This is a genomic window from Shewanella decolorationis S12 (assembly GCF_000485795.1).
GTDB lineage: Bacteria > Pseudomonadota > Gammaproteobacteria > Enterobacterales > Shewanellaceae > Shewanella > Shewanella decolorationis.
Genome location: NZ_AXZL01000056.1, coordinates 67,306 through 83,880 on the forward strand (window position 1 = coordinate 67,306; position 16,575 = coordinate 83,880).

Annotated in this window: 13 protein-coding genes; 3 read left to right on the forward strand and 10 right to left on the reverse strand. The window is 47.8% G+C overall.

Translation table 11 applies throughout. From position 1 onward, the window contains the following. Positions 1 to 8: 8 nt before the first annotated feature. The 4 genes from SHD_RS06675 to SHD_RS06690 are packed head-to-tail and all read right to left on the reverse strand — an operon-like array spanning position 9 to position 2,798. Complete coding sequence (locus SHD_RS06675) at positions 9 to 524, reverse strand: pilus assembly protein PilP (protein WP_023266406.1); 516 nt, start codon at positions 522 to 524, stop codon at positions 9 to 11. Beyond that, on the reverse strand, positions 524 to 1,150 hold the full coding sequence (locus SHD_RS06680) for a type IV pilus inner membrane component PilO (RefSeq protein ID WP_023266407.1): 627 nt from the start codon (positions 1,148 to 1,150) through the stop codon (positions 524 to 526). The genes SHD_RS06675 and SHD_RS06680 overlap by 1 nt, the downstream gene beginning before the upstream one ends. Next, a complete protein-coding gene (locus SHD_RS06685) occupies positions 1,147 to 1,731 on the reverse strand; it encodes a PilN domain-containing protein (protein ID WP_023266408.1) in 585 nt (194 codons plus the stop codon). The genes SHD_RS06680 and SHD_RS06685 overlap by 4 nt, the downstream gene beginning before the upstream one ends. Beyond that, complete coding sequence (locus SHD_RS06690; protein ID WP_023266409.1) at positions 1,719 to 2,798, reverse strand: pilus assembly protein PilM; 1,080 nt, start codon at positions 2,796 to 2,798, stop codon at positions 1,719 to 1,721. The genes SHD_RS06685 and SHD_RS06690 overlap by 13 nt, the downstream gene beginning before the upstream one ends. 189 nt (positions 2,799 to 2,987) lie before the next feature. Between SHD_RS06690 and SHD_RS06695 the strand changes: the two genes are divergently transcribed. After that, positions 2,988 to 5,507: a penicillin-binding protein 1A gene (locus SHD_RS06695; protein WP_023266410.1), complete on the forward strand. Its 2,520-nt coding sequence runs from the start codon at positions 2,988 to 2,990 to the stop codon at positions 5,505 to 5,507. 64 nt (positions 5,508 to 5,571) lie between these two features. Here SHD_RS06695 and argH read toward each other — a convergent pair whose 3' ends face one another. The 5 genes from argH to argC all read right to left on the reverse strand — a co-directional run bounded on the left by argH (position 5,572) and on the right by argC (position 11,028). Then, entirely contained in the window at positions 5,572 to 6,939 is a 1,368-nt protein-coding gene (gene argH / locus SHD_RS06700) for an argininosuccinate lyase (protein WP_023266411.1), read from the reverse strand. Positions 6,940 to 7,031: 92 nt separating this feature from the next. Then, positions 7,032 to 8,255: an argininosuccinate synthase gene (locus tag SHD_RS06705; protein WP_011624428.1), complete on the reverse strand. Its 1,224-nt coding sequence runs from the start codon at positions 8,253 to 8,255 to the stop codon at positions 7,032 to 7,034. A gap of 60 nt (positions 8,256 to 8,315) precedes the next feature. After that, positions 8,316 to 9,221 (reverse strand): ornithine carbamoyltransferase, encoded by a 906-nt coding sequence (locus SHD_RS06710; RefSeq protein ID WP_023266412.1) that lies wholly within the window; start codon positions 9,219 to 9,221, stop codon positions 8,316 to 8,318. 12 nt (positions 9,222 to 9,233) lie between these two features. Beyond that, entirely contained in the window at positions 9,234 to 10,016 is a 783-nt protein-coding gene (argB, locus tag SHD_RS06715; protein WP_023266413.1) for an acetylglutamate kinase, read from the reverse strand. Positions 10,017 to 10,047: 31 nt separating this feature from the next. Then, positions 10,048 to 11,028, reverse strand: coding sequence for an N-acetyl-gamma-glutamyl-phosphate reductase (gene argC / locus SHD_RS06720; protein ID WP_023266414.1), 981 nt, complete (start codon positions 11,026 to 11,028; stop codon positions 10,048 to 10,050). A gap of 670 nt (positions 11,029 to 11,698) precedes the next feature. Between argC and ppc the strand changes: the two genes are divergently transcribed. Together ppc and SHD_RS06730 are read left to right on the forward strand one after the other, a co-directional pair. Continuing rightward, positions 11,699 to 14,368 (forward strand): phosphoenolpyruvate carboxylase, encoded by a 2,670-nt coding sequence (gene ppc / locus SHD_RS06725; protein ID WP_023266415.1) that lies wholly within the window; start codon positions 11,699 to 11,701, stop codon positions 14,366 to 14,368. Continuing rightward, positions 14,368 to 14,913 carry a DUF1439 domain-containing protein gene (locus SHD_RS06730; RefSeq protein ID WP_023266416.1) on the forward strand — a complete coding sequence of 182 codons (546 nt, stop codon included), beginning with the start codon at positions 14,368 to 14,370 and terminating at the stop codon, positions 14,911 to 14,913. Before ppc ends, SHD_RS06730 begins: the two co-directional genes overlap by 1 nt. A gap of 97 nt (positions 14,914 to 15,010) precedes the next feature. Here the strand turns inward: SHD_RS06730 and SHD_RS06735 are convergent, their stop codons facing one another. Further along, the gene (locus SHD_RS06735; protein WP_039977728.1) at positions 15,011 to 16,285 is read right to left on the reverse strand and encodes a CinA family nicotinamide mononucleotide deamidase-related protein; all 1,275 of its coding nucleotides are present in this window, start codon (positions 16,283 to 16,285) and stop codon (positions 15,011 to 15,013) included. Positions 16,286 to 16,575 lie beyond the last annotated feature (290 nt).

A 16,575-nucleotide genomic window follows, 5' to 3' on the forward strand; every position in this document is an offset into this window, starting at 1 on the left:
TTCGCTTGTTATTTTCCAGAAAGTTCGATGTTGTTTGTTCGCTCTGACCAACAACCCGAACCATCAGGAATTAATTCTACAACTTCCACGTTTTGTGGAGTCACTTTCGCAATGCGTCCATTAAACAGCCCTAAATACTCACCAACCCCCATCCGATATACACTGCCATCGTTCGTTTCAATAAGGGCCCAAGTTGAATTGGCTTCACTTAGGGTACCGCGCATTTTTAGGTTATCTAAAGCATAGGTTTCTAGGCGCCCTTTACGACGTTTTAAATCAGGTTGTAAGCAGTTTTTACTGGTATCAACCACCTCCTCCGTTAACTCCCGTGACGGAGGAACAAAGGGGCTACGCATCAATTCTGCTTGATAAGCAAAATGCTCAAATTTAGGAGGCTCTTTCAAAGGTGGAATATGAGCCACGTGCTGTGCTTTCGTTGTAGTAACAAATAGCTCCAAATCACTTCGATCGCCAACGCAACCCCATAAAAAAAGGCTCATAAACAATAGAGGTAATGCTTTCATTATTTACCTCCTTTCTTTTTATTTGGTTTTTCAGGCGGTAATTCAGCACCTTCTTTAAAGCGGTATGTTTTAGCCAGAATGTCCATAGCCAAATTACCAGCCTCATCCCGCTTAATAGTGAAATCGTGCAAGCTGACAATACGGGGTAACTTAGCAACACCGCTAACCATATTTCCGAGCTGATGATAATCACCTGTCACTGACATCTTAATAGGGAACTCAATATAGAAATCCCGCTGAATCTCTGGCTCCCAATTTAGACTTTTAATTCGCAAACCAGCATCAGTGGCGACGAAGGTTAGGTCATCAAGCAGTCCGGGCATCTCATTCTCAGAGGGCAGCATCTTAAGCAATTCAGCAAATTGCCCTTCCATTATCGCTAATTGCTCACGATACAGTTTTAGGTTTGCTGCTAACTGATACTTGTTCTTAAAATCATCCCTTAGCTGTAACTCTTTGTTTTGTTCGTTGTTGAAAACATCAATCGCATCCGACAATACAACAAAATAACCTGCGGCAAATACGCACAACGCAAGCAAAACAGCAAAAAAAACTTTTACCTGATTGGGCCAGCTACCGATATTCTCGAAATCGATATCATTGAATTGACTGAGATCGAGCTTCATTTACTCGCTCCTTTTGCCTGTTTCGCAGGCTCTTCAGCGATAGCGCCTTTTATACTCACTCTTAAGCTAAAGCGCTGCAGCTGCCTTAATTCGTCATCTTGAGTTACGATCGATTGCATGTTGGGATCTGTTAGCCACTCGGATGCTTTAACCTTACGCATCATATTCGCAACGTTATTATTCGATTCACTGCGGCCTTCGATCAGTAATAAACTACCCTTCTTCTCTAGGCTAGATAGATAGATGCCGGGAGGCACAACACGAACCAACTCATCTAATACATGTGTCGGCAAATTACGCGATTGCTGAAGATTTAAAATAATCTCAGTTCGTCGTTCAATGTCCTTTTTGCGCTCAGTGATTTTTTTAATCTCTGCGATTTGGGTTTCGAGTTGTTGGATCTCAGATTGCAAATAGGCATTTCTGTCTCTTTGCTCATCTGTCATTATTTCCAGTAGAGAAAGAGCGACATAAACTAAAATCGCAGAGCCTAAAAATACAAGAGCGAGTATGCCAATGTAATCACGCTTTTGTTTTTCTCTTGCTTCTTCACGCCAAGGAAGCAGGTTTATGTTCGCCATTGACCGTAGCTCCTCAGCGCTAAGCCACACGCAACCATATATTTGCTAATGCTAGGTTGCAGCATATTTTTAACCGACTCTTCCGCGTGTAAACATCCCTGAAAAGGATCGGCAATGATAGTGTGAACACCTAATTCATTCGTGAGTAAATTTGCCATCCCTTCAAGCTTAGATGTCCCACCACATAAAATGAGATAGTCCACTTTATCCTTACCACTCGAAGTGCAGTAAATTTGTAATGTCCGCTTAATCTGCTGCAATAACTGGGTTTGGAAGGGAGATAACACTTCAAACATATAATTACGCGGTAAATCACCCTCTATTTTGGCCTTTTCGGCTTGCTCATATGACATTCCATAAAAAGAGAGAATTGACTGAGTGAATAGCTCGCCACCGAAAGCCTGTTCGCGGATAAAAGTCGTTTCTCCAGACTCGACAACACAAAACGTTGTCATATTGGCACCAATATCAACCATAGCGACGACTTTTTGCCGAGCGCCTTCGGGTAACTGACCGAGAACTAATTCCACAGATCGACCTAAAGCGTAACCTTCGACATCAACCACTTTGGTCTCTAACTCAACTTCATCAAGGGCATCGACTCGTGTATCAATATTATCGGTACGGCAAGCACTAAGGAGCACATCCACTTTAGATGGGTCAGTACTGTTGACATTTAAAGTTTCGAAATCAATGCTGACTTCATCAAGGGAATAAGGGATTAGGTTATCGGCTTCAATCTCAATCTGCGCTTCCATTTCCTCTTCGCTCAGCGAAGCATCCATGTAGATAACTTTTGTCATCACCGCTGAGCCAGAAACAGCAACTGCTGCATATTTAACCGACTTAGGCAAAGATCGTTTAATTTGTCTTAAACATTCAACAACGGCATCGGCATCACGAATATCATGATCGTTAATAGCCCCCTTTTTTACGGGAACCGCTGCGTGACTTAATATTTTGTATCCATCAGCAGTCTTACTCAGCAAAATGGCCTTAACTTCATGGGAACCTATATCAATTCCAACCATCTGCGGAGCCTGACGCTTCCATAAATTTGAAAGCATAATCCGTTGTCACTTTATTATTTATATTGCAGTAAGAGAGATTAGCACAAAATCAACCCGTTATACGTATTTGTATAGAATGTTTCAAGATTTTACAAACGCTATTTTAGGGACATCACGTTTTTGCTTCACCCAAACGTGCGCGCCTTATATACTGTCGCACTTAACTGAACATTAGGATCAATTTAGGTGAAGTGGTTAAAACGTATTGTTATAGCTCTATTCAGTCTAGCCCTTTTGGGCGTGGGCGCCATTGTTGCAGCATACTTTTATGTTTTGCCGGATCTGCCGGATGTTTCGACACTAAAAAATGTGCAATTACAGACACCTTTGCGCATTTACAGTAGCGATGGCAAACTCATCTCTCAGTTTGGTGAGAAGCGTCGCATTCCGCTCAAGTTAGAAGAGGTCCCCAAACCGCTGCTGCAAGCCTTCCTCGCCACCGAAGATGCGCGTTTTTATGAGCATGGCGGTATCGATCCTGTTGGGGTGATCCGTGCGGCGATTGTCATGCTGACCACGGGTGAAAAAAAGCAAGGTGCAAGTACTATCACCATGCAGGTGGCGCGCAACTTCTTCCTAACCCGCGACAAAACCATTATTCGTAAAGTGAAGGAAATTTTTATTTCCTACCACATCGAGCAGTTGTTAACTAAAGATGAGATTTTAGAGCTCTACGTTAACCGTATTTATTTGGGTCAGAGAGCCTATGGTGTTGGCGCTGCCGCTCAAGTGTATTTTGGTAAAAACGTCCAAGATCTGACGCTTTCCGAAATGAGCATGATCGCTGGTTTGCCTAAGGCGCCGTCAACTCTTAACCCTATTACCTCGCCCTCACGCGCACTGGCTCGCCGCAACGTGGTATTGATGCGGATGAACGAAGTAGGTTACATCAGCAAGGCTGAATACCAAGCTGCTGTGCAAGAGCCGCTCGTCGCCAAATATCATGGCGCTGAAATCGATCTCTACGCTCCTTATATCTCTGAAATGGCTCGAGATTATATGGTGCAAAAATACGGCGAAGAGGAAGCCTATACCAATGGCTATAACGTCTACACTACGATTTCATCGGAACAACAACTGCTAGCCCAGCAAGCATTACGCAATAACGTCTACGCCTACGATGAGCGCCATGGTTACCGTGGTCCTGCGGCCGTTCTCTGGACCGACACTAAGCCGGATAACGCGCAAATTAAGGCTGAGCTCGCAAAAATTACGCCTGTACAAGAATTGCAACCCGCGGCGGTATTAAGCATCGATGGTCAGCAAGCCAGCGTGTTAACTGCCAAGGGCGAAACTAAAGTCATTAAATGGGATGGCCTAAAATGGGCACGCAAATTTATTACCGATAAACGCCAAGGTGCTGTACCTAAATCTGCTTCAGATATGCTGACCGTTGGTGAACGTATTTGGATCCGTGACAATGGTCAGTACTTACAATTATCGCAAGTGCCTGAAGTGGCAAGTGCCACTGTGGCACTCGATCCTACAAATGGTGCAATCCGTACCTTAGTAGGTGGCTACAGCTTCAGCCAAAGCCAGTACAACCGCGTGACCCAAGCGAAACGTCAATTAGGTTCGAATATTAAACCTTTCATCTACGCTGCTGCATTAGAAAAAGGCTTTACGCTCGCGACCCTAATTAACAATGCGCCAATTAACAAACCCGATATTAGCCAAGGTACTGCGTGGCGTCCTAAAAACTCGCCCGATATCTATGGCGGTCCGACCCGCCTGCGTGTGGGCTTAGCACAATCGATCAACGTAATGTCGGTTCGCGCCATGCGCCATATTGGTTTAGATGCGGCTATCGCCGAATTGACTAAGTTTGGCTTTGACCCTAACGACCTACCTCGTAACGAGTCATTAGCCTTAGGTTCTCCTTCGGTAACACCGCTTCAAGTGGTAACGGCTTTTAACGTCTTTGCCAATGGAGGCTTCTTAGTCGAGCCTTTCTATATCGAGCGGGTAGAAGACTCCTTCGGTAACGTGATTGAAAAAGCCAATCCAACCTTAGCCTGTAAGCCTAGCAACAGCTCAATGCAGCCTAGCAGCGATCCAATGAACTTTGGTGAGCCAACCACTCCAACTGATGAGCCTGTCGCTCATTGCTTTGAGCAAACGGGCCGTTATGCTCCGCAAATTATCTCTGAACAAACGGCATTCCTGATCACCGAAGCGCTCAAGAGCGTGATCTGGGGTGGCGGCGATTGGAGTAAAGGCACTGGCTGGCAAGGTACAGCGTGGCGTGCGGCGCAGTTAATCAAACGTCATGATATCGCAGGTAAAACGGGTACAACCAACGAATCGCGCGATACCTGGTTCAGTGGTTTTGGCCCGACACTGACCAGCACCTTCTGGGTAGGCTTTGACGACCATGGTCGTCAGTTAGGCAGAACCGCATGGAACTCCAACGGTGAGAAGGATCAAATAACGGGTACCGAGGCGGGCGCTAAGACCGCAGGCCCTGGCTGGAACGAGTTTATGAATAACGTGCTGAAGGGCGTACCTGAAACCACAGCGATTCCGCCAGAGGGGATTGTCTCGGTACGGATCGATCTGGCGACTGGCAAGCTAACTCGTAAGACAGATTACACCAGCGCATTTGAATACTTTATCTCGGGTACTGAACCTAAGGAATACATCAGTGAAAGCCAAGATGAAAACAACCTATTCATCGATGCGCCGACAGACGATTTATTCCAATAAGCCTCTGTAACAGAAACAAAAAACGCGACCCTAGAGTCGCGTTTTTTATTACCCGATTAAGGCATTAGCCCGCTTGCTTCGCCGCGATGGCTTGCTTCACCTGAGTCAGCGCTGTGCCGCCGAGGACATCACGTTTTGCCAAACAGGCTTCGATGGTGAGGTTTGGATAGACGTCATCTTCAATAATCTCGGCAAAGGTTTTAAACTCTGCCAGCGTAAAACCCTCTAACGGGATCTTCTTGGCAATCGCCGCAACCACTGCCACACCGACCACATGGTGCGCTTCGCGGAATGGCATGCCTTTAGACACTAGATAATCCGCCAATTCGGTCGCGTTGGCATAGCCTTGCTGCGCGGCTAACAACGCATTCGGGCGATTCACGACCAAGCCAGATAACACTAACGCCGCCATATCTAGGCAGATTGCCCAGCTGTCGACCACATCGAACAGGCCTTCTTTGTCTTCCTGCATATCTTTGTTGTAGGCCAGAGGTAGGGCTTTCATGGTGGTGAGAATGCCCACTAAACTACCGTACACACGGCCCGTTTTACCGCGGATCAGCTCCAGCGCATCGGGGTTTTTCTTTTGTGGCATCAAAGATGACCCCGAAGTCACTTCATCACTTAATGAGATAAAGCCCGCTTCACCCGAGTTGAAGAAAATCAAATCTTCAGCCATGCGGCTTAAGTGCATCATGCTGATTGAGGCCGTAGAACATAGCTCAACCACATGGTCGCGATCCGACACACTGTCCAAACTGTTTAAGGTTGGCGATGCAAAGTTCAGTGCCGCAGCCAGCGCATGTCTATCCATTTGATAGGCTGTACCCGCCAAAGCGCCCGAACCGAGCGGACAGGTATTGGCGCGTTTTAAGGCATCGGTTAAGCGGCTAAGATCACGCTCAATCATCTCCACATAGGCCAAACACCAGTGGCCGAAGGTCACAGGCTGAGCACGTTGCAAATGAGTATAACCAGGCATCACAGCGTCGAACTCACGCTCAGCAAGCGCAATAAGTTCGCTGCGTAAGGTTTGCAGGCGAGCCACTAATGCCGCACCTTCGGATTGGCACCAGAGTTTTAAGTCGGTCGCGACTTGGTCATTACGGCTACGGCCCGTATGGAGTTTTTTACCCAGATCGCCGACTTTAGCGATCAGCGCCGACTCCACGAAGCTATGAATATCTTCCGCGCCCGATGCAAGAATAATCGCAGGATCGCCCTTCACTTCCACCAGCAGCTCGTTCAGTGCTTTTTTCAAATCGCTGCATTCAGTGGCTGTGATAATGCCTACGCTAGCAATCGCATCGGCCCAAGCGATAGAACCGACCACATCCTGCTCAAACAAACGGTAATCCACCGGTAGTGAATCGTTGAATAATTTAAATAGCGCGCTGGTTTCGCCCTGAAATCTTCCACCCCATAAAGCCATGCTCAATCCCCTCGGTCACTGCTTTGAATACGTTAAAGCCATTAAAACTTAAGATATAAAAAAGGGCGCTAGGCGCCCTTTGAGTCTGCCTATTACTTAGCGTTGAGCGCGCGGATGCGGCTCGCTAACGAGTACAGACGGATAAAGCCTTCAGCGTGTTTTTGGTCGTACACTTGGTCTTCACCAAAGGTGGCAAAGGCTTCAGAGTACAAGCTGTTTGGCGAACGCTTCTTAACGGCAATCGCGTGACCTTTGTAGAGTTTAACCACAACTTCACCGTTAACAGACTCGGCTAATGACTCAGATGCCGCCAGCAGCGACTTACACAGAGGTGTAAACCAACGACCGTCATACACTAAGTGTGCCATTTGGGCACCCACTTGCTCGCGCCAAGTACGGCTGGTTTTATCCAGCACTAACTCTTCAATCGCGCGCAGCGCAGCAAACATAACAGTGCCACCTGGGGTTTCGTAGCAACCACGAGACTTCATGCCTACTAAACGGTTTTCGGTGATATCGATACGACCCACGCCATGTGGTGCAGCGATGGCGTTCAGTTTCATCAGTGCAGCGTAAGGCGTTAATGCTTCGCCATTTACTTTAGTCACACGACCATGTTCAACTTCGAGTGACACGTATTCTGCTTGGTTTGGCGCATCTTCCGGATCAGCAGTCAGCGTCCACACACCTTTACTTGGCTCGTTCCATGGATCTTCCAACTCACCACCTTCGTGGGAAATGTGGAATGCATTGGCATCACGGCTGTAGATCTTAGTGGCAGAAGCCGACGTCTTGATATTACGCTCGGCTAAGTAAGCGAGTAGATCTTCACGGCTCTGCATGGTCCATTCACGCCATGGTGCAATCACTTTTAAATCAGGCGCTAAGGCCGCAAAGCAACCTTCGAAACGCACTTGGTCGTTACCTTTACCGGTACAACCGTGACACAGGGCATCGGCGCCCACTTTACGTGCCACTTCAACCTGCGCCTTAGCGATGATTGGACGCGCCATTGAAGTACCTAACAGGTAAGTCCCTTCGTAAATCGCACCCGTTGCCATGGTTGGGTAGATATAGTCTTTAACAAATTCTTCTTTCAGATCGACGATATGGCATTCTGATGCGCCAGAAGCTAATGCCTTTTCAGTCAGACCCACTAACTCTTCTTCACCCTGACCTACGTCAGCGCAAAAGGCGATGATTTCACAGTTGTCGTAGGTTTCTTTTAACCAAGGAATAATGGCCGAAGTATCTAGACCACCCGAATAGGCTAAAACGACTTTTTTCACGCCAGTGTTTTTGTTCTCGATAGACATCTTAAATTCCTATAACTCGTTTCTCACCTTGGAGAAAGTAGGCTGCTAAACAGGGTTAAATTAACTAAATAGGGTTACCAGTACTGCGTTTTGGGCGTGCATCCGATTCTCTGCTTGTTGCAGGATCAAGGAGCCTTCGCCATCCATCACTTCATCGGTCACTTCAACACCGCGGTGAGCGGGTAAGCAGTGCATAAAGAAGTGAGCACCCGCTTTCGCCATCAAGCCCTTATTGACCTGATAAGGTGCAAACTTATCCTTAATTTCCGCTAACGGTGTTGGATCACCCATGGAAATCCAGGTATCAGTATAGATAGCATCGTGACCTTCGATAGCACCAATATCTGAAGTCAGTACAACCTTGCCGCCATATCGGCTGGCCAGTTCTTGCACTTCGGCCACGACGTAGCCATCAGGAAAGTGACCCGCAGGGCAGATCACTGTCATGGTGGCACCGAGAATGGCCGCGCAATACATCAATGAATTCGTCACGTTATTACCGTCACCTACGTACGCTAACTTAACATCACTGATATTTTCAAAATGCTCGGCCAAGGTTAAGAAATCGGCCAGCGCTTGGCAGGGATGATATAAATCCGAAAGCGCATTAATCACAGGCACAGTGCCAAACTCAGCCAATTGTTCGATAGTCGTGTGGGAGAACGTTCTCGCCACAATGGCATCGGCCCAACAGGACAGGTTAGAAGCAAAGTCAGCGACCGATTCCCGCTTACCTAAGGCACCATTTTGTTGGTCTAGGTATAAACAGTGGCCGCCGAGCTTGTTAATACCGATATCGAAGCTAACACGAGTACGCAGGGATGGCTTTTCAAATAACATCACCACACTCTTACCGTCCAGTGCATGACGATACTCAGCGGGATTCGCTTTAATCGTCTTGGCTAAGGTAATCAGATCCAGCAACTGTTGCTGGGTTAACTCTTTTATCGATAGTAAATGCTTCATAACCTACTCCGCTTATGGTTGGATTTGTGTGCCCACGGCCTCACCTTTTGCTAATGCGACTAATTGGCTTGCATCACGCCATGAGGCAACTTGAACCGCCTGCCCCATCCACTGCGCCACTTCGAGCGCAGCTTCTACTTTTACCTTCATTCCCTTTTCGATCACGCCTTGCTTAACCAGCTCAGCAATCTGCTTACCATTCAGTGAAGGGATTAATTGACCTTTACCATCGAGCACGCCAGACACATCCGATAACAGCACCAACTTGCCACCGACCAACTTAGCTAATACCGTCGCCGCTTGGTCGGCGTTCACGTTCAACATTTGACCATCGTCCATCATGGCAATCGAGCTGCAAATCGGCATCCAACCTTGGGACAGAATAAACTTGAGGTAAGTGGCGTCTTTAGGAGAAACCTCGCCCACTAACCCTAAACGCTCATCTTTGATCTTGGCCGATACTGTGTTGCCATCGGCTAAGCTCATGCCAACGCTCACAATCCCGGCTTTAGCCGCTGCGCCTTGGAGGATCTTGTTTGATGTTCCGGCCAATGCACCGGCAATAATCGGCATTTGCTCCGGCGGAGTGACCCGCAAGCCTTCTAACTTAACGGTTTCCATGCCGTTGGCGGCTAATTGCTCATCGACCAAACAGCCGCCGCCATGCACCATCAGCACTTGCTGACCATTGGCGATCATTGCAGCTGCGGTATCCATTAAACGCGCCATCCCCATTTCACACTGCAGCAGGGCGCCGCCGACTTTAAGAACTAATACTGAGTTGTTGGTAGACATCTTGACGACTCTCTTAAATAAGGATGAACGGTTAAAGGTTAAAGTGAATCTTTATGCATTGCAGGGCTTGGCTCGCCGCGCCTTTCATCAAATTGTCGATGGCACTGGCAACCACTAGGTAGCCACTGTTCTCATCAAACTTCCAACCTAAGTGGCAATTCGGAGTCAGCACCACATCATCCACTTTCGGGAACTGGTTCTGTTTCACCGTCACCAGCGCAGCTTGGTCATAAACACTGTATGCCGCAGCCACATCGGCGGTGGTGGTGCCCGGTTTTAGCTGAACAGTGATGGTTGCTAAAATGCCGCGCTTGAAGTTGCCAAGGTGCGGCGTGAAGATCACCTCTTGCCCCAGTTGAGTGGCAATTTCGGGTTGATGTCTGTGGCCTAATACGCCGTAGGGTGTGAGGCTCACTTCGCAAAAACTGGTATGCAACTGTGCCTTACGACCCGCACCCGTCACACCGCTGACCGCATTGATCACTGGATAGGCTGAGGTGAGTAAATTCTTTAATGGTTTCAATGCTGTTAATGATGCTGTTGGGTAACAACCCGGCACGGCAATCATCTTAGTCGCGGCGACTTCTTTGGCATTCCACTCGGCCAGACCATAGACTGCCTTGGCCAACACTTCGGGATATTCATGCTCAAAACCGTACCACTTAGGGTACTGCGCCACATCGCTGAAACGATAGGCACCGCTTAAGTCGAATACGGCTAAACCTTGGTTGTAGAACCAAGCCGCTAAATGCAAACTCACCGAATGCTCGGTCGCTAACACTACGGCATCCGCCTCGGCGACGATCTTCGCCTTCGCTTCTTCAGTCAGTGGTGACAGCGCTAAGTCAATGTGGCTGTAGACAGGGTACAAATCTGCTAAAGCTCTACCTTTATCTAAACTATTTTCAGAGACATACAGACCTTGAATCGATAATTCAGACTCCGCATGGACTAAAGCTGTTAGTTGTGCGCCTGTGTAACCACTGGCACCAATAATGGCGATGTTTTTCATATGTATTTTTATAAACCGAATCAAAGAGACTTAAAGAATGGATGAATAGCGAACACGCACCAGCGTATATCTATGATGACAAGACTATCGTCGTAGGAAATCGTAATGGCTCGTTATTTTATTCACTGACGGCTTAACGCTATACATCATGATATTTACTCTACAGGTCACAAGGGGTGACTCATCTCAACTGCTGGCTAGACTACCACAAAGATCTATTTATGCAATATATGTGAATATATATTTTTATCAAATTTTATCTTTTAGCGGCGTTCAAGCACGCTGAGCAAATAACACCATACTTCACTAACTGCTTAATAACTCAGTTATCTATGGATGAAAGACTGAAAAATCAGTCCTTTTTATTAACACCGAATACACATCCCTGCAAAACCTAAAATGATGCAGTTCATATTCACTTCCGCTAAACATAATAAAATATTGCGTTAGCTCGCATTTATATTGAATATTCCTCAATAATTATCGTGATTGGTTGCATATAAGATAAGCCAGTCGTATAAGTTATAAGTTCTGCTGTTGACCATTGCCCTCAGTGGTGGGTATTGTGCTAGCGGGCTATATACCCAAGCGACCTGAAGATAGGATTCTCATCACCTAGAGGTTGTTTGGGTATATTGCGGATTTTTATATTTTTCAATTCGGAGTAACTATGGCAGGTAATGTGGCAGACAATGTGACCGACATGTATGCGTCGTTAAGATCGAACGTGAGTATGCTAGGGCAGATCTTGGGCGATACAATGCGCACCCACCTCGGCGATTCTTTCCTCGAGAAGGTTGAGCAAATTCGTAAACTCGCAAAAGATTCCCGCCGTGGCGACGAAGCGGCACGGGAGCAAATGCTAGAACTGCTCACCGCACTCCCCGATGAAGAGTTAGTGCCCTTTGCCAAAGCCTTCAACCAATTCCTCAACTTAGCAAATTTATCCGAACAATTTCATACTATTAGCCGTAACTGCGATGAACTGGTTTGCGTGCCGGATCCGGTCGAACAATTGCTTGGCCGCATGCTTAATGGCCGTATCGATCAAACCAAAATGTTGGATTGCTTAAAAACGCTGGATATCGACTTAGTCCTCACCGCGCATCCAACGGAAATCTCTCGCCGCACACTGATCCAAAAATATGCTGCGATTGTGGATTGCCTCGCCGAGCAAGAAAACAATCAACTGTCCGACAGAGAGCGCCGCCAAATTAATCTGCGTCTGCGCCAGTTAATCGCCCAGATTTGGCACACCAATGAAATTCGCCGTGAACGCCCAACTCCAGTGGATGAAGCACGCTGGGGATTATCCACCATTGAAGAATCACTCTGGCATGCCGTCCCCGACTTTTTAAGGCAACTCAACGATCAAGTGCAAGATCGGACTGGCCAGCAATTGCCTATCGATATCGCACCAGTGCGTTTCTCAAGCTGGATGGGTGGCGATCGCGACGGCAACCCTTTTGTGACCGCTAAAGTCACCCAAGAAGTGTTAGATCGTAATCGCCATGCCGCCGCTCGTTTATTCCTCAAGGATATAGTGTTGCTGGTTGGCGAGTTATCGATGGAAGAAGCCAACAGCGAGCTGATGGCGTTTACCAACAATAGCTGTGAACCCTATCGTTTTGTGCTGCGCTCATTAAGACAAAAACTGCGCGACACCATAGATTACTTAAACGCCCGCATCGAGGGCCATAATCCAGAAGTGGATAAATCGACGCTGATTTGGCAAGAAAGCGATCTGAAAGCGCCGCTAGAGATGCTGTATAAGAGTTTATGTGACTGCGGCATGCGTTTGATCGCTAACGGTTTGCTGCTCGATATCCTGCGTCGTCTCGCTTGTTTTGGCATCCATATGTTAAGGCTCGACATCCGCCAAGACGCCGGCCGTCACTGCGATGTACTTGCAGAATTAACCCGCTATTTGGGGATGGGTGACTTTAACCATTGGGATGAAACTGAAAAACAAGCCTTCTTACTGCGTGAACTCAGTAACCGTCGTCCGCTGATCCCAAGCAACTGGCAACCTTCCGCCGATGTGGCCGAAGTGCTTAACACTTGCCGCTTAATTGCTAAACATCCTGCTAAGGCCTTGGGCTCCTATGTAATCTCGATGGCGAGCAAGCCTTCAGATGTATTAACCGTGTTATTACTGCTCAAAGAAACCGGCTGCACTCATCCAATGCGCGTTGTACCGCTATTTGAAACCTTAAGCGACTTAAATAATGCTGCCGAGTGTATTACCGCACTGCTCGATATCGACTGGTACCGTGGTTACACCAAAGGTATGCAAGAGGTGATGATCGGCTATTCTGACTCGGCCAAAGACGCGGGTGTAATGGCTGCCGCTTGGGCACAATACCGTGCACAGGAACAGTTAGTCGCCGTCTGTAAACAGGCTGGCGTTAAGCTGACGCTATTCCATGGTCGTGGTGGCAGTATTGGCCGCGGCGGCGGCCCTGCTCACAAAGCGATTCTGTCACAACCGCCCGGCTCAGTTGATGGCCGTATTCGCGTCACCGAGCAAGGTGAGATGATCCGCTTTAAGTTCGGCCTGCCTAAATTGGCGGTGCAAAGCTTAGCCCTGTACACCTCAGCGGTGTTAGAAGCGACCTTGCTTCCGCCGCCCGAGCCTAAGCAGGAATGGCGCAATTGTATGGAGCGAATTGCTGAGGAGTCAGTGAGTGCTTACCGCGGTATTGTTCGTGAAGAGCCTGATTTTGTGCCTTATTTCCGTGCAGCCACACCGGAAGTTGAACTGGGCAAACTACCATTAGGCAGTCGCCCAGCCAAACGCCGTGTCGATGGCGGTATCGAGAGCTTACGTGCCATTCCTTGGATTTTTGCTTGGTCACAAAACCGCTTAATGTTGCCAGCATGGCTCGGCGCGGGTGAAGCATTACAGGCCGCCTGTCAACGTGGCGAAATGGGCTTACTACAGGATATGGAGCGCGAATGGCCCTTCTTTAGCACACGGATTTCCATGCTGGAGATGGTGTACGCCAAGGCAGAGCCCAACCTAGCCCGTTACTATGAAACCTGCTTAGTACCGACCAATCTACATCACTTAGGCGAAACTTTACGCCAGCGTTTAGATCTCGGCATTAAAGTGGTGCTGGAGCTGACTAAATCAGATACCTTAATGGCGCATACACCCTGGAATCGCGAATCTGTCAAACTGCGCAATCCCTATATCGATCCATTAAACTTCCTGCAGACCGAGTTATTGGCTCGTACCCGCAAGGAAACAACCGAAGCTCCCGCTTCCGAACACGTGCAACTCGCCTTAATGCTGACGATTGCCGGTGTTGCAGCGGGCATGAGAAACACAGGTTAATGAAAAAACTCACGCTTAGCCTTTGCTTGGGATTATCTGTACTGCTTGGCGGCTGCGTCACGCAGTACAGTATCAGCGAGCATGAAATGGAGCAGTATCTCAGCAAAGAGATCCATTTTGAGGTGAAACAAGGTAATCAACTGGTGGGCGCGCAAGTGCGTATTAACGACATCAGTGTCAGACTCGGTGAAAAGCCTGACACTATGAGCGTAAGTGCAACCACTCAGGTGTCCATCACTAACCCTATTTATCCGTTGAAGGCGCAACTTTCAACCACCTTTGAGGCTAAGCCTTGGTATGACAGTGCCACCCATAGCGTCTACCTACGCCAGCTTGAATTGGTGAAAGTCGAGTCAACACCCAAGGATATCGAGAAAGCCATCAGTAGCGCGACACCACAGGTTATGGGCTACTTAAGGCATTTCCTCGAGAATCAGCCCGTTTATGTACTCGATACGAAAGATAGTAATCAGGCGCTGATGGCCAAGATGACCGAGAGCATTCAAGTGGTTCCTGGCAAATTAGTCCTTAAATTCACTAAATAACGGCTTGTGTTGCAAACCATTCGCCATAAAAAATGCTCCCTCGGGAGCATTTTTGTTAATCCATCTAGACTGACTAAAACTCTTAAGTATCCAAAAGTTACTTGCTGAAGCGGCCTATCGACTGATAATCCACAATCACAGCTTCGGTGAGTAATTCACGTCTTAACATATCGTAGGCTACCGCCGCACTTAAGCTACGCACTAAATCCCGCGAACGTCGCGGCAGTTTTATCATTTGGCTGTAGACGCCACTGCGGGTTGCCAAGGCAATTGCCACCGTACCAACGGGCTTTTCTTCGGTTCCGCCATCCGGTCCAGCTATCCCACTGGTTGCTAGGGCAAAATCACTGTCTAAGATAGCACGCGCGCCCTTGGCCATTTCTTCAACCGTAGGAATAGACACTGCGCCATGATCATCTAAGGTCGCCGGATTAACCCCTAACACTCGTACCTTAGACTCATTACTGTAAGTCACTAGACCGTGTTGCAAATAGGAAGAACTGCCGGGGAAGTCCACTAATTGGCTGGTAATCATCCCACCCGTGCAAGACTCGGCAACACTCAAGGTCAAACCCGAATTCAGTAACTTAGCATGGATTTCCTCGGCAAGCGTTGCTTTATCTTCGGCGACAACCGCAGTACCCAGCACCATTTTGATGTGCCCAGTCACCCGAGGCAGCAAAGCAATCGCCTTCTCTCCGCGGGCAAAGATCTTGATTTCAATATGTGGCATGGAGGAGCGATAACCAATGGTAATTCCCTCAGGTAACTCCAGTGGCTCAATTTTGTCGGCAAGGGAAGACTCGCCATGACCTATGGTCAGCAACTTCTTCAGCGCCACCTTAGCGTTGAGGCCAAACTCTTCACGGATAAAAGGAATAAATTGCTCCTTCACCATATGTTTGAGTTCAAATGGCACACCAGGAGTGAAAAACAACCAGGCTCGATTCAACTTCACTCTAAATCCACAGGCCGTGCCAACGGGGTTATCCACCATCACTGCAGACTCAGGCAGCATTGCTTGCTTCAAATTACTCACTGGCATCTCGCGATTATTGCGCGTAAACCAATCTTCTAAACGTTGGCGCCACTCACGATTCTCAACCAAAGATTCTCCCTTCGCCTTAGCCATTGCCTCGGCAGACATATCATCACTGGTCGGCCCCAAGCCTCCATTTACTAAGATGACATCGGCATGCAAGCTACGCTCTTGGAAAACCGCAATTAAATCCTCGAGTCGATCTCCCACAGTCACTCGTCGTTGGATCTCAATGCCATGCTCCATCATAGTGCTGGCAAACCAGGCCGCGTTAGTATCAACAATCTGACCCGACAGCACCTCTTCCCCAGTACAAATCATCTCTAACTTCATCATAGATCCTTAGCTACCCCAATAAATTACTGCATAAGGTAAGTAACCTCTGAAGTAATAGCAAGAGTTGACCTTGGGGAGGCATGGTTCTGTAGTGTGAAGAAAATAAGGCAGTAAGGCGCGATTTAGCGAACATTGGGAGTGTGCGAGTTGAAGAGGCTGAAAACTGGAATAAATGATTTCAAAATCAAAATCGAAAAATGGCAAACGCCAAAAGCAAAAAAGCCAGCTTATTCAGCTGGCTTCATTGTTTAATTAGGCGCTTGGCGATGACCTACTCTCACATGGGG

Excerpts from the sequence above, each read along its gene's own strand:
- SHD_RS06730 (WP_023266416.1), top strand. The coding sequence starts at position 14,368 with ATGAAAAAACTCACGCTTAGCCTTTGCTTGGGATTATCTGTACTGCTT.
- SHD_RS06690 (WP_023266409.1), bottom strand. The coding sequence starts at position 2,798 with ATGCTTTCAAATTTATGGAAGCGTCAGGCTCCGCAGATGGTTGGAATT.
- ppc (WP_023266415.1), top strand. The coding sequence starts at position 11,699 with ATGGCAGGTAATGTGGCAGACAATGTGACCGACATGTATGCGTCGTTA.
- SHD_RS06735 (WP_039977728.1), bottom strand. The coding sequence starts at position 16,285 with ATGAAGTTAGAGATGATTTGTACTGGGGAAGAGGTGCTGTCGGGTCAG.
- SHD_RS06705 (WP_011624428.1), bottom strand. The coding sequence starts at position 8,255 with ATGTCTATCGAGAACAAAAACACTGGCGTGAAAAAAGTCGTTTTAGCC.
- SHD_RS06710 (WP_023266412.1), bottom strand. The coding sequence starts at position 9,221 with ATGAAGCATTTACTATCGATAAAAGAGTTAACCCAGCAACAGTTGCTG.
- SHD_RS06675 (WP_023266406.1), bottom strand. The coding sequence starts at position 524 with ATGAAAGCATTACCTCTATTGTTTATGAGCCTTTTTTTATGGGGTTGC.
- argB (WP_023266413.1), bottom strand. The coding sequence starts at position 10,016 with ATGTCTACCAACAACTCAGTATTAGTTCTTAAAGTCGGCGGCGCCCTG.
- argC (WP_023266414.1), bottom strand. The coding sequence starts at position 11,028 with ATGAAAAACATCGCCATTATTGGTGCCAGTGGTTACACAGGCGCACAA.
- argH (WP_023266411.1), bottom strand. The coding sequence starts at position 6,939 with ATGGCTTTATGGGGTGGAAGATTTCAGGGCGAAACCAGCGCGCTATTT.
- SHD_RS06685 (WP_023266408.1), bottom strand. The coding sequence starts at position 1,731 with ATGGCGAACATAAACCTGCTTCCTTGGCGTGAAGAAGCAAGAGAAAAA.
- SHD_RS06680 (WP_023266407.1), bottom strand. The coding sequence starts at position 1,150 with ATGAAGCTCGATCTCAGTCAATTCAATGATATCGATTTCGAGAATATC.